Genomic DNA, 13,348 nt, shown 5'->3' on the forward strand with positions numbered 1-13,348 from the left:
TATGAGAGGCGTAGCCGTTACCGGAATGGGACTTGTTTCTGCTATTGGAAATAATATTGTAGAGGCTCACACTTCCCTTAAGAACGGCAAGGAAGGTATTAGTTTACCCGAAATTCTAAAAACCGGTCTAAAAGACCTGCCGGTTGGCGAAATAAAGCTCAGTAATTCTGATATAAGTAATATTCTGCAGCTGCCAGACGATCATTCCTATACCCGGGCAGCATTGATCGGTACTCTGGCCATAAAAGAATTGCTTTCGAATAGCGGTTTTGATAACTTTCCAGAAGATACCGGATTTATCTCCGGTACAAGTATCGGTGGAATCGATAAGACCGAAGAGCATTTTCACAATTATAAAGATCATCCGGAATATCGCAAATATATTCAGGCGCAGCATCCGGGTTTTACTACCGAAAAGATCGCGGAATATTTTGGATTGAAAGAAGTGGTAACTACCATTAGTACCGCATGTTCATCTTCTGCCAATGCCATCATGATGGGCGCAAGGATGATTGAATCAGGGAAACTGAAACGAGTGATCGTTGGAGGTAGCGATTGTTTGACTAAGTTTACCCTTAATGGATTTAATTCTTTAAAGATTCTTTCCGATCAAAAAAGCAAACCTTTCGATAACGACCGTAACGGTTTAAACCTGGGCGAAGCAGCTGCCTATATTATGCTTGAAGCTAGAGAGCTTATTGGAGATAAAAAGATTCTGGGTAGGGTTTCAGGATTTGGAAATGCCAATGATGCTTTTCATCAAACCGCATCTTCCGAAAATGGAGAAGGTGCTTACCTGGCCATTTCTCAAGCTATTAAGAAAGCTAAACTATCAGCTTCAGAGATAGATTTTATAAATGCCCACGGAACCGGGACCAGGAATAATGACCTATCAGAAAGCGTTGCTTTGAAAAGGATTTTTGGTGATACTGTTCCAGATTTTAGCTCTACCAAAGCATTCACAGGCCATACACTTGGAGCCGCTGGCGCGGTGGAGGCGATCTTCAGTCTCCTGGCGATCCAGAATGCTGAGATCTATCCTAATCTTAATTTTAATTCTGAAATGGCAGAAACTGGATTGGTACCGGTAACCGAATTTCAGAAGAAAGAGATCAGGACGGTACTTTCCAATTCCTTTGGTTTCGGCGGAAATTGTACTTCTTTAATATTTCAGAAAGATGAGTAAGATTTATATCAATGGCATATCGTCTGTCTCTCCACAATCTGAAGATATCTATGAGAATGAAATTCCGCAGACCTATAATGAAAATATACTCCCAGCTATAAATATAGATTACAAATCGCTGATAAAGCCAATGATGCTCAGGCGTATGTCTAAAGCGGTGAAAATGGGACTTTACTGCTCTAAAAAGGCTTTACAGGAGGCTGGGATTGCAGACCCTGGCGCTATTCTAGTAGGTACAGGTCAGGGTTGTATGCAGGATACCGAAAAATTTATGAGTAATATGCTGGAATCTGAAGAAGGTCTTTTGAGTCCTACTTCCTTTATACAATCCACGCATAATACGGTTGCAGGCCAGATAGCCCTGGATCTAAAGTGTAAGGGACACAATATGACCTTTACCCAGAACTCCGCTTCCTTTGAAACGGCTCTTCTGGATACTGTTTTACTTTTTGAAGATGAGCAAGTGCAGAATATCCTGGTAGGTGGAGTAGATGAGACCTCCGAAGAATTTACTGGATTTCAAAAACTCGACGGGCAGATCAAAGAGGCGAGTATTAATAATCTGGATCTATTTGCTTCTGGAACTTCGGGTACTATTATTTCAGAATCTGCAGCTTTCTTTACATTAAGTTCTGAAAAGAATGACAGCACATATGCTGAATTTAAGGATGTGCAAATTATAAATAAGGTTGAAAAAAGCGACCTGATCTCAAAAATCGAGGAATTTCTTTCTAGGAATAAATTGCGGCTTGCAGATATCGATGCAGTGATACTTGGAAGAAATGGGGATAGTAGATTCGACCATTATTATGAAGATCTGCAGCAAGGATTGTTCGCAGAAAAATGCCAGGTAGGATTTAAACATCTGGTAGGAGACAATAATTCGGTTTCATCATATGCCTTCTGGCTGGCTTCCAAAATTCTGAAAGAAAAGAGGATCTCACAGATCTTTAAATTGAATGCTGTAAATTGCAATGCTCCCCGGAATATTTTGATCTATAATCAATACCTGGGCAGAAACCACGGTCTAATTCTTTTACAAAGCCATTGATCTATAAACTGATTAAAATCCTATTCATCATTGCTGGAATTACTTCCATCGCTTTCTATTTTCTTAATGATTGGCCTGTCTGGCCCATATTTGTTATCCTGCTTGGATATATTGCATTAATTCTGGTATTATCAACCAATATTCAACTGAATTTTTTTGTCAAGGCATACCATAATAATCCAGGTTTTTCAGAAAATGCCGTGGCCTTAAGCTTTGACGATGGTCCTACGGAAGAAACCCTCGAAATCCTGGATATTCTGGATCGGCATCAGGCCAAAGCAGCTTTCTTTTGTATTGGCAGGAATATCGAAAAATATCCAGAGATCTTTAAAGAGATCATTGATCGAGGCCATATTGTGGGAAACCATACTTTTTCCCATACCAGGAAAATGGGGTTTCTAAGCAGTAAAACCATTCAGGCTGAGATCGAGAAATGTGATGAGATCGTGCGGCAAACAGCCGGATTAAACCTTAACCTTTTCAGGCCGCCTTTTGGTATCATCAATCCCAAGACGAAAAGAGCACTGGAAAATACCGGTCATAAGGTGATGGGCTGGAATAAAAGGCCTTATGATGCCATTACAAAATCTCCTGAAAAGATCATCCACAGGATCACCAGAGATCTTAAAAAAGGTGACCTTATCTTATTACATGATAATATGCCTAAGACGGCACCCATATTGGAACAATTGTTGGTTATTTTAAAACAACGTAATTTCAGAACCGTAAGACCTGATAAATTATTTGATATTCATGCGTATAATTAAACTTTTCATTTTCCTTTTCAGCTTAAACCTGTTGGCTCAAAACGGAGCTTTAAGCAATTCAGAAAAACAGGCTTTTAAAGCCAGCGTGATCGAGAGATCGAACGATATTAAAAGTTTCTCTGCCGAATTCTCCCAGGTTAAGCATATGGAAATGATGGATGGCAATCCCGAAAGTCAGGGCAAAGTCTATTATAAATCTCCCAATACTTTAAAATGGGAATATACCAGGCCTTACGATTATCAGCTGCTTTTCAAGGATTCCAAATTATACATTGTAGAAGAAGGTCATTTGTCTGAAGTTGATCTTAGCTCTAATAAGCTTTTCGATAAGATGGGCGAATTGGTAGCCGGAAGCGTAAATGGTAAGATCCTGATGGCCGATAAGGATTTTGATATCTCTTATCATCATGCCGGTCCACACGTAAAAGCCTTGATCATCCCAAAAGATCAAAATCTACGTGGAATGTTCAAGGAGATCTGGATTAATTTTAATACCGAGCATCTTATTAGGTCTGTGAGACTTATAGATCCTTCTGGCGATTATACCGAAATTTCCATGAAGAATATCAAAATTAATCAGCCTATTCCGCCTTCAGTTTTTCAAAACTAAAGTATCTTGCCTGCACTAAAAACCACCTATGATTTTAGAAGGCTTCTACAAAATATCCAATACCTCGGTCGCAGGAGATTCTGCGGTAACTACCCTGAAAGTAAATAAAGACCACGAGATCTATAAAGGTCATTTCCCGGGTAGACCGGTAACTCCAGGAGTTGTTCTAATGCAACTTTTTAAGGAGGAAGCCGAAAGGATATTTGACAGGAACCTGCAACTCGTACGTGCCGATAATGTAAAATTTACCGCGGTTTTTGATCCTACTCAGGATGATGAACTCATCCTGGATTCACATCTTACCGAAACAGGAGAATTCATTAAACTTAAAGGAGAAGCTAAGAATAAGAGTGGTATCGTTTTAAAGATCAACTCCTTATATAAAGTCCTTTAAAACCTTGATTAGGTTATGTTGCTCTCTCAATAAATAATACTTTTGCAGTAAATGATTTCAGAGTGAAAAAAGAGCCGGTTTTTCAAAGAAGATTTGAAGATCTAAATTGCTGTGTTATAGTTCCTACCTATAATAACGCCCATTCACTCGATCAATTTTTAGCAGACCTAAAGCTTTACACGAATAGGATCATTGTAATCAATGATGGTTCTACAGACGGTACCGCTAGCATCCTGCAAAAGCATGCCGAATTCCATCATAAAGAGCATCCAGAGAATAAGGGCAAGGGTATGGCTCTTAAGACGGGCTTTAATTTTGCTGAAAAACTTGGTTACGATTATGCTATCACCATAGATTCTGATGGTCAGCATTACCCTGATGATCTCGATGTATTTTTAACGGAACTGGAATCCAGATCAGCAAGTGATCCTGAGCTATTACTGGTTGGTGATCGCAATATGGGGCGGGATGGAATTCCCGGGAAAAGCAGTAAAGGTAACAGGTTTTCCAATTTCTGGTTCCTGGTTGTTACCGGAATAGAACTTCATGACACCCAAAGTGGATACAGGCTGTACCCGGTAAAACTGATCAACTCCCTGAAGCTTATTACCTGGAAATTTGAATTAGAAATAGAAGTACTGGTTAAGGCGGCCTGGAAAAAAGCAGAGGTAAAAAATATTCCTATCAAGGTTCTATATCAGGAGGGTGAAAGGGTAACGCACTTCAGGCCATTCTGGGATATTGTAAGGATTGTTTTGCTTTATATGTGGTTCGTGCTTGTAAGTTTCTTCTACATACATCCAAGAAATAAATACCAGGATTTTAAGAATAAAGGCTTCAAAAGATTCTGGAAAGAGGATATTATCAAAAGTCAGGAGCCACCGCACAAAAAAGCTGCTGCGATCGCTTTAGGCATATTCGTAGGTATTTCACCATTCTGGGGTATTCACACTTTGCTGGTTTTTACTCTGGCTGCAGTCTTTAAATTAAATAAGGTTATAGCCTTCTTATTTTCGAATATAAGTATACCGCCTTTAATTCCGTTTATAGTCTATGCAAGTTACCAGGCTGGCTCATTTATTACCGGTAACGGGTTTGACTGGGATCTGAAACTACACAAATTCGACACCGGCACCGATGTTTTCATGGGTTTATGGCAGTATATAATGGGGAGTTTCGCCCTGGCAATTGTCATGGCAATTAGCCTTTGGATTGTATTTTATTTTTTATTTTCGGTTTTTAACCAAAAGCAGGTGGTGAAACCTTAATGCATAAAGCTTTCCACAATATTCACAACTACTTGAAGAACCATAAGGCGATTGGTTTTTCAATACTGTTTTTGTACACTCTCATCATTTCTTTTTTTGCCTGGAATATCAACCTGGAAGAGGATATTACCAAATTGATTCCTGGAGGTGATAAGCAAGAGATGCTGAAAAAGATCCTGAAGGAAACTGATTTTTCAGATAAGCTCATCGTGAGTATTTCAGCTGAATCTAAAGAAGTTTCGCCAGATTCCCTGGTGCTTTATGCCAATGAGTTTACCAATATTCTTGAAAAAGATTATTCAGATTATATCTTGGAGATCAAAGGAAAAGTTCCTGAAAAGGACCTTAAACAGATCTATAATTTCGTTTATGACAACCTGCCCATTTTCCTGAACGATCAGGATTATGAGGAGATCGAGACCAGGTTATACCAGGATAGTATCAAGGATCGCCTTTCTTCTGGCTACAGGCAACTTATGTCACCCACCGGTTTTGTAACCAAAGATTATTTTTTGAGTGATCCCTTGAATTTCACAAATCTGGGCCTGGAAAAATTACAGGAATTACAGGTTGGTGATAATTTCAGCATTTACAAGAACTACCTGGTCACCAACGACCGGCAGCATATTATTCTTTTTCTTGATCCTACTTTCCCAGCTTCAGAAACCAACAGAAATGAGAAGTTCATCAACGCTCTCGAACAGACAGTTCAAAATCTGAATAAGAATTATGCTTCAGTAGATGCAAATTATTTTGGAGGAGTACTTTATTCTCTGGCGAATGCAAACCGCATTAAAAAGGATATAAAGTTGACCATGGGAATTGCTATTAGTGTGCTATTGATATTGCTTGTATTTTTTTACAGGAAGATCTATGTGCCGCTACTATTGTTTCTTCCAAGTTTACTTGCGGGTCTAACTGCTATTGCCGTCCTGAGCATTTTTAAAGGAAGCGTTTCGGCTATCTCACTGGGGATTGGCGCCATTTTACTTGGGGTAACGCTCGATTATGCCTTGCATATTTTAACTCACTTCAGGATTAACCGGGATATAGGGCAGCTTTATAGAGATATTACGAAACCGATTCTTATGAGCGGTATCACCACGGCCATCGCTTTTCTCTGTCTTATTTTTGTTCAAAGTGAGGCCCTGAATGACCTGGGAATCTTTGCCGCGATAAGTGTATTGCTGTCTTCAGTTTTTGCTTTGATCATAATTCCACTTTTATATGATCCCGGTTCAGATAAAACTGAAAAGACAACATTCCTGGACAGTATAGCAGCGATAGATTATTCAAAAGTAAAGCCATTGGTGCTTGGCGTGATCGCCATTTTTGTGATCTCACTTTTCTTTTTCAATAAAGTAAAATTCAATAGTGATCTTTCAAAACTGAACTACCAACCTGAGCAAATTAAAGCTCTGGAAGAAAAAGTTGAAGGTTTGGCCGGTAGATCGGGCAAGAGCGTTTATATGGTCACTTATGGAAATACCGTTGATGAAGCCCTTCAGCAAAACAACAAGTTATATCAGCAGCTTCGAGAATTTGAAAACGAGGGATTTATCCAGAATTTCAGCAGTATAGGCGGAGTTATTTCTTCTACCACGACCCAGGATGCTAGGATCGAAAAGTGGAATTCTTTCTGGACGCCCTCTAAAAAGGATAGCCTGAAAAGGGATCTTTTAAATACCTCTTCCAGCTATGGATTCAAGCCTCAAACATTCAGTAAATTCTACGATCAGCTGGATAAGGATTTTGAGACCATTGGCTTGAACGATTATAAGAATGCCGGTTCTCTATATTTAAACGATTTCATTTCAGAAGGTGATGAGCTTGCTACGGTTACCAGTACGGTAAGTCTGCCAGAAGAAAATGCCGATGAATTTGTGTCTTATTTTCAGGACAAACAAGGAGTTTTTGCTCTTGATCGCAAAGCGATGAACCAGAACTTCCTGGGGAATCTGAAAGATGATTTCAATAAACTTATCTTGGTTTCAGTTCTGGCCGTATTCCTTGTATTATTGATCTCCTACCGCAACCTCGAAATAAGCCTTTTTACTTTGCTACCCATTGCGGTCACCTGGATCTGCGCCCTGGGCATCATGGCATTGCTGGGGATCGAATTCAATATTTTGAATATTATCATTTCCACTTTCATTTTTGGATTAGGCCTGGATTACAGCATTTTTATTACCAATGCCTGTCTTGAGGAGTATGAGACCGGGAAAAACGAATTAAAGACCTACCAGACATCTATTCTCATTTCAGTAATTACAACTTTACTGGGAATGGGTGCGCTCATTTTTGCGCAGCATCCAGCATTAAGATCGGTCTCTGTTGTATCTATAATTGGCGTGATCACTGCGGTTAGCGTTAGTTTTGTGCTCCAGAGAGCTATCTTCAGAAAATTAATCCTGAACAGGGTCGAGAGCGGAAGATCACCATTTTACCTGAGACAACTAGGAGATTTTAAAGGAAGGATCACCGGGACCGAAAGTGAGAAACTTTACAAAAAGAGAGCCGTGCTGGATAATTTCAGGTATAAGTCTGTTTATCCCCTGGCGCGAAAGAGGTTCAGGGTTATCAGGGAAAAGAACCTGAGGATTAGCAATTATATTGAAAATGGGGAGAGTGTGGCCGTGATCAATTCCGGTTACGGAATTATACCCTTATTCCTTTCTTATAAATTTGAAGCATCCAGTATCCACGCGCTGGAAATCGATAGAGAATCTCTGAATATTTCGCGAAGCACTGCCAGATCGAATTCTGCAGATATTTCATTCTACCAGGAGATCGAAGAACTTCCTGGAACAGTGGTCTATGTTATCTATGGGAATTTTGAAAATGAACAGGAGTTAAAAGAAATTATAAAGAAAAATGCCCAGAAGGTTATTTTCATAGATTCAGACTTTCCAAACAGGTGGCTGCTGGACCTTAATTTTGAGATCATTTATCGCCAGAATAATATCCTAGTCTTAAGAAAAGCAGAATAATGAAAGTAAAGGTTTTACTGATATTACTTGTTTTTTCAATGCTTTCCTCCTGCGGGGTTAAAAAGTCCATGCAGCAAAGACCGGATGTTTCCGGCATTGAAGAAATTGACACCACCAGGATAAAACACAGCGATTCTTTTTACAGTCTTGGTAAGAATCAGCTTCGGCAAAATAAGCAGGGGATCTGGGAACTCTACTTGGAAGGAGATGCGCTGGAAAGGGGAGTAGCCAACGGTAATTTGAGCCGGGAGCTTATTCATCACCAGGAAATCGCCTTTATGGATAAACTTCAGGAAATGGTGCCCTCAAAAAGTTACCGCGGATTTTTAAAGAACGTGGTTTCCTGGTTCAACAGGAAAATGTATTTGCATGTTCCAGAAGAGTTTAAACAGGAGATCTACGGAGTTTCGCGCTACGGATTGGAGCGTTATGATGATTTTGCGCCGGGATACGTTAGAATGCTTTATTTTCATGGTGCACACGATATTGGTCATGCCTTGCAGGATTTGATGCTGGTGGGCTGTACTTCTTTTGCCGCCTGGGATTCTAAAACCGAAGACGGGCAGCTAATATTAGGCCGTAATTTTGACTTCTATGCGGGAGATGAATTTGGAGATCAGAAAATTGCCGCATTCATAAATCCTGATTCCGGACATAAATTCATGATGTATACCTGGGGAGGATTTATTGGCGCTGTTAGCGGAATGAATGAAAAAGGAATTTCGGTAACTATCAACGCAGGCAAATCAAAAATACCCATGCAGGCTAAAACTCCCATAAGTCTCTTGGCTCGTGAGATACTGCAATACGCCTCCAGTACTTCAGAAGCTATCGAGATCGCCAGAAAGAGAGAAGTTTTCGTGTCTGAGTCTATTATGGTGGGTAGTGGGGATGAGCGCAAAGCCATCTTAATAGAGGTTTCTCCCAGGAATTTTGGGGTTTATGAAGTTCAGAATTCAAACGAATTGATCTGCAGCAACCACTTCCAAAGTGAACCATATCTGGATGATAACCGAAATTTAAAAACCATCGAAGAAAGCCATTCCAAATACAGGTATGACCGCATGCAGGAACTTGTTGCTGAAACCGAAAAGATCGATCCTGAAAAAGCCGTGGCAGTTCTAAGAAATATGAATGGACTCGAGGATAAAGAAATTGGTTATGGCAATGAAAAAGCCATTAATCAATTACTGGCCCATCATGGCATTGTTTTTAAACCGGAAGAGCGAAAGGTTTGGGTTTCTTCCAATCCTTACCAGATGGGAGAATTTGTAGCTTACGACCTTGATGAAGTTTTCGCAAAATTTGGAAACGGATTGGTGGAAGGCTCAGTTGCTGATGTGGAAAACAATATTCCTGAAAGTGATTTTATCAACTCCATAGCCTTTTATGATTACGAAGAATTCCGAAAAATGGAAGTTCAGGTAAAACAGGATCTAGCAGAAAACAAACCAGTATCCATCGATGATGCAGAAAAACTGGTGAGATTGAATCCGCAATTCTGGGAAGCCTGGTATCTGGCAGGGCAGATCTTTTATCAGAAAGAAAATTATAAGCAGGCAGTAATTCACTTTAAACAGGCTGAAAAAAGAGAAATCACTACTCTTCCCGATGCCGAAATGGTCGAAAAAATGATCAAAAAAAGCTATCGAAAATTATAACATGAGCGATCTGTCTTTTGAAAAAATAGAACAAATTAAAGCCGGGCAATTGAAATTGCTCAAACAGCAAGTAGAATATATTTCGAAGAATTCCCCGTTTTATAAGAAACTATTCAGTGAGAATTCCATAGATCCTCAAGAACTTCAGATTTTTGAGGACCTGCAAAAATTACCTGTCACCACTAAAGAAGATCTACAGCGAAATAATTCAGAATTTATCGCGGTTCCAGAAGCCGATATCATAGATTATGTTACCACATCGGGAACATTGGGTAGTCCGGTGAATTTCGCGCTTAATAATGTCGATCTGGATCGCCTCGCCGAAAATGAGTATCGATCTTTTGCACAGGTCGGAATTAAAAAGGAAGACAAGGTTCAGATCACTACCACCCTAGATAGAAGGTTTATGGCTGGCCTGGCTTACTTTCTTGGTTTAAGAAAACTAGGCGCTGGAATTATTAGGACGGGGAGTGGATTACCTCAATTACAATGGGAAAGTATAGAAAGATTTAAGCCAGACTACCTGGTTGCTGTACCTTCTTTTTTATTGAAAATGATTCAATACGCCGAGGAGAATGATATCGATTATCAGAATTCTTCTATAAAAGCTGCGATTTGTATCGGCGAACCTTTGAGAGATCAGGAGTTCAATTTGAATGCTCTCGGAAAGAAGATCACTGAATTGTGGAATATCGAACTTTTCTCCACCTATGCGTCTACCGAAATGTCAACCGCTTTTACTGAATGCCCGGCGCATCTTGGTAATCATGTAGCTTCAGATCTTATCTATACTGAAATTCTAAATGAAGATGGACAGCAGGTTGAACCGGGAGAAGTGGGAGAATTAGTAGTGACTCCGCTAGGAACTCAAACCATGCCTCTATTAAGGTTTGCTACGGGTGATATGCTAACATACTGTGAGGATGCCTGCAGTTGCGGCAGGAATTCTATGAGGCTGGGACCTGTATTGGGCCGAAAGCAGCAAAAGATCAAATTAAAAGGAACCAGTTTATATCCCCAGCATATTATAGAGGTATTGAACGCCTATGGAAAAATAGAGAACTTCCTTATTGAGGCTTACCTTGATGATCTTAATAATGATAAAGTTATAGTGATAGCTCCTAATTCTTTTGATAAGCTGGAGGAATTGAAAGATTATTTCAGATCACGCTTGAATGTGGCTCCCGAAATAAGAGTTTTGCCAGTAGCAGAACTAATCAAAATGAAATTCCCCAAGACAAGCAGGAAGCCTCAGATTTTCAGAGATTTTAGATAGGAATTCCAAAACAGGCAGGTTAAGAATACAGAATAAATGTTTATTTTTAAGTAGTAAAAAGCTTTAAAACAGTTGATTATGAAAAAAGTAGCATTTTTAATTCTCCTATTTTATTTCACAGGTATTACTACTTCTGTGGGACAGGATTATATCACGGTTTATAAGGATTGTGATTTCAAAGGTAGTAGCAGCCGTCTTTATATTGGACAATATGGTTTCAGGGACCTCGGAGTTGGTAACGACCAGATCTCCTCTATAGACATTCCTAGAGGAATGAGAGTGATCGTATATCAGGACGATGGTTTTAGAGGGGGTAGTGAAGAATTTGAAGGGAGTCAGACCTGTTTATCTGGTTCCTGGAACGATAAAATTTCCAGTCTTCGTGTAGAGCGTATATATAGTGGTTCCTCGAAAAAGTATAATAACAATAACTCCAACAGGAATAGCAATGCAGTCTCCTTATACACAGATTGTGATTTTAGAGGAGAAGTAAGTAGCTATACTGCTACTGGTAGCTGGAATTCCAAAGATGCATTCAGGAATGATCAAATTTCTTCAATAAGGGTACCTCGTGGCATGCAGATTACGGTATATACAGATGATAGGCAGCGTGGCCGTAGTAGAACATTTACTTCAGATGTTCGTTGCCTTACCGAATACGGATTAAACGATAATATTTCGAGTATAACTATTGAAAGGATAAATAATCGAGGCCGTAGTTATAACAATAGTAATTATTCAAACAATAAAAAAGGCTATAATAATTACAGAAATAATAATCAGGCTGTCCTGTACAGAGATTGTGACTATGGAGGAGCTAGTCAGTCCTTCGGTCAAGGAGCATATGCAATGAATAGACTTAGTCAAATAGGTAATGATAGATTATCCTCTATTAGACTTCCATATGGATGGGAAGCAGTGCTTTTTAAAGATGATAATTTCCGTGGAGAAAGCACTACTATTTACAGAGATACAAATTGTCTTTCGAGTAGTTTCAACGATAAGGTTTCCAGCATTATTATTAGACAAACTCAAAGATAGATTGTATGAATTTTCCTGAACTCAATTAATTTAAAGAGAGAACTTGAACTCTTAGTTATGTCTTTTTTATAACTTTTTATATAGTATATCATGAAAGTAAAGGTTATAACCGTATTCATCCTTGGAACACTTTTAGTTGTTAGCTGTAAAAACAAAACTGATGAAACAACTTCTGAAGACCAATTGGAAATTACGGAATCTGTGCAGGAAAAGAGGAAGGAAACTCAAGCAAAGCTTTCTAAAGCAGAAAAGTTAATTTTTGGTAGTTATGTTGATGATAGTTATGAAAAACGAAATGAAGGTTACGACTGGGTTTCTGTTGCTGTTAGTGATGCCGGGAATGATAGGATAAAAATAAAAGTAAGATCAAGAGCAGATAAAAAGAGGCCTACCTGTACTTTTGATGCCACAGCCGATAGAGTTGATGATAATACCTATAGCTCTATTCTCGACGGAAAAACTATAATATATAAGTTCGAGGATTCTAACCTTACCATTTCACCTGAAAAACCAGAATTTGAAGGCATACTTGCATTTTACTGTTCTGGTGGGGCCAATGTTGCCGGGACTTACAGTAAGATAAACGGGGAGCTGGATAGCACTCAAATAGATAAAACACTGTTTAGTAAAGTTTTGTCGCTTCAGGATATAGGTTTTAATATTTCTTCTATCAAGGATAATGGTAAAAATACATTAACGGTATATGCCTTTGGCCTGGAGCAACCAGACCAAACGTTCACCATAGAAATTGAGGGGGAAGTAGAGGATGCTGAAGTTGAAGATCTTAATTCTGACGGTTCTCCAGATGTTGTTGTTTTTGCCCAGGCTTCTGGTGACAACCAAAAAGGACATGTCTATGGCTTTACCACGAATAACAAGAAATCCATGAGTTTAATTTCTTTTCCGTCTATAGAGAATAGATCAGAACTTGCTGAAGGATATCAGGGACATGATGAATTTGCTTTGGTAGAAACTTCTCTGGTAAGACGATTTCCCATTTATGAGAATGATCAACAGACTGGAAAAATGAGACAGATCTCTTACAAGTTAAAAGAAGAGGAGGCGATGCGACAGTTTGAAATTGATCAGGTAAATGAATTTTAA

11 protein-coding genes are annotated in these 13,348 nt (G+C 39.2%); all 11 read left to right on the forward strand.

Features of this window, described 5'->3' with window-relative positions; all coding sequences use genetic code 11:
• Position 1: 1 nt before the first annotated feature.
• Positions 2-1,186 (forward strand): beta-ketoacyl-[acyl-carrier-protein] synthase family protein, encoded by a 1,185-nt coding sequence (locus tag C8P64_RS07670; RefSeq protein WP_108171491.1) that lies wholly within the window; start codon positions 2-4, stop codon positions 1,184-1,186.
• Positions 1,179-2,237 carry a beta-ketoacyl synthase N-terminal-like domain-containing protein gene (locus C8P64_RS07675; RefSeq protein ID WP_108171492.1) on the forward strand — a complete coding sequence of 353 codons (1,059 nt, stop codon included), beginning with the start codon at positions 1,179-1,181 and terminating at the stop codon, positions 2,235-2,237. The genes C8P64_RS07670 and C8P64_RS07675 overlap by 8 nt, the downstream gene beginning before the upstream one ends.
• Positions 2,234-3,004 (forward strand): polysaccharide deacetylase family protein, encoded by a 771-nt coding sequence (locus C8P64_RS07680; RefSeq protein WP_108171493.1) that lies wholly within the window; start codon positions 2,234-2,236, stop codon positions 3,002-3,004. The genes C8P64_RS07675 and C8P64_RS07680 overlap by 4 nt, the downstream gene beginning before the upstream one ends.
• A complete protein-coding gene (lolA2, locus tag C8P64_RS07685; protein WP_108171494.1) occupies positions 2,991-3,614 on the forward strand; it encodes a flexirubin biosynthesis/transport protein LolA2 in 624 nt (207 codons plus the stop codon). Before C8P64_RS07680 ends, lolA2 begins: the two co-directional genes overlap by 14 nt.
• 28 nt (positions 3,615-3,642) lie before the next feature.
• The gene (locus C8P64_RS07690) at positions 3,643-4,008 is read left to right on the forward strand and encodes an ApeI family dehydratase (RefSeq protein WP_108171495.1); all 366 of its coding nucleotides are present in this window, start codon (positions 3,643-3,645) and stop codon (positions 4,006-4,008) included.
• Between the two features lie 62 nt (positions 4,009-4,070).
• Positions 4,071-5,276, forward strand: coding sequence for a DUF2062 domain-containing protein (locus C8P64_RS07695; RefSeq protein WP_108171496.1), 1,206 nt, complete (start codon positions 4,071-4,073; stop codon positions 5,274-5,276).
• Positions 5,277-5,308: 32 nt separating this feature from the next.
• A complete protein-coding gene (locus C8P64_RS07700; RefSeq protein WP_245889675.1) occupies positions 5,309-8,266 on the forward strand; it encodes an MMPL family transporter in 2,958 nt (985 codons plus the stop codon).
• Positions 8,266-9,927, forward strand: coding sequence for a C45 family peptidase (locus tag C8P64_RS07705; RefSeq protein WP_108171498.1), 1,662 nt, complete (start codon positions 8,266-8,268; stop codon positions 9,925-9,927). The genes C8P64_RS07700 and C8P64_RS07705 overlap by 1 nt, the downstream gene beginning before the upstream one ends.
• 1 nt (position 9,928) lies before the next feature.
• Entirely contained in the window at positions 9,929-11,203 is a 1,275-nt protein-coding gene (gene flxY / locus C8P64_RS07710) for a flexirubin biosynthesis putative acyl-CoA ligase FlxY (RefSeq protein WP_108171499.1), read from the forward strand.
• A 78-nt stretch (positions 11,204-11,281) separates the two neighbouring features.
• The gene (locus C8P64_RS07715) at positions 11,282-12,244 is read left to right on the forward strand and encodes a hypothetical protein (RefSeq protein WP_108171500.1); all 963 of its coding nucleotides are present in this window, start codon (positions 11,282-11,284) and stop codon (positions 12,242-12,244) included.
• 90 nt (positions 12,245-12,334) lie between these two features.
• A complete protein-coding gene (locus C8P64_RS07720; protein WP_108171501.1) occupies positions 12,335-13,348 on the forward strand; it encodes a hypothetical protein in 1,014 nt (337 codons plus the stop codon).

This window comes from Christiangramia gaetbulicola (assembly GCF_003054225.1).
Lineage (GTDB): Bacteria > Bacteroidota > Bacteroidia > Flavobacteriales > Flavobacteriaceae > Christiangramia > Christiangramia gaetbulicola.

Excerpts from the sequence above, each read along its gene's own strand:
- C8P64_RS07670 (WP_108171491.1), top strand. The coding sequence starts at position 2 with ATGAGAGGCGTAGCCGTTACCGGAATGGGACTTGTTTCTGCTATTGGA.
- C8P64_RS07675 (WP_108171492.1), top strand. The coding sequence starts at position 1,179 with ATGAGTAAGATTTATATCAATGGCATATCGTCTGTCTCTCCACAATCT.
- lolA2 (WP_108171494.1), top strand. The coding sequence starts at position 2,991 with ATGCGTATAATTAAACTTTTCATTTTCCTTTTCAGCTTAAACCTGTTG.
- C8P64_RS07690 (WP_108171495.1), top strand. The coding sequence starts at position 3,643 with ATGATTTTAGAAGGCTTCTACAAAATATCCAATACCTCGGTCGCAGGA.
- C8P64_RS07705 (WP_108171498.1), top strand. The coding sequence starts at position 8,266 with ATGAAAGTAAAGGTTTTACTGATATTACTTGTTTTTTCAATGCTTTCC.
- flxY (WP_108171499.1), top strand. The coding sequence starts at position 9,929 with ATGAGCGATCTGTCTTTTGAAAAAATAGAACAAATTAAAGCCGGGCAA.
- C8P64_RS07715 (WP_108171500.1), top strand. The coding sequence starts at position 11,282 with ATGAAAAAAGTAGCATTTTTAATTCTCCTATTTTATTTCACAGGTATT.
- C8P64_RS07720 (WP_108171501.1), top strand. The coding sequence starts at position 12,335 with ATGAAAGTAAAGGTTATAACCGTATTCATCCTTGGAACACTTTTAGTT.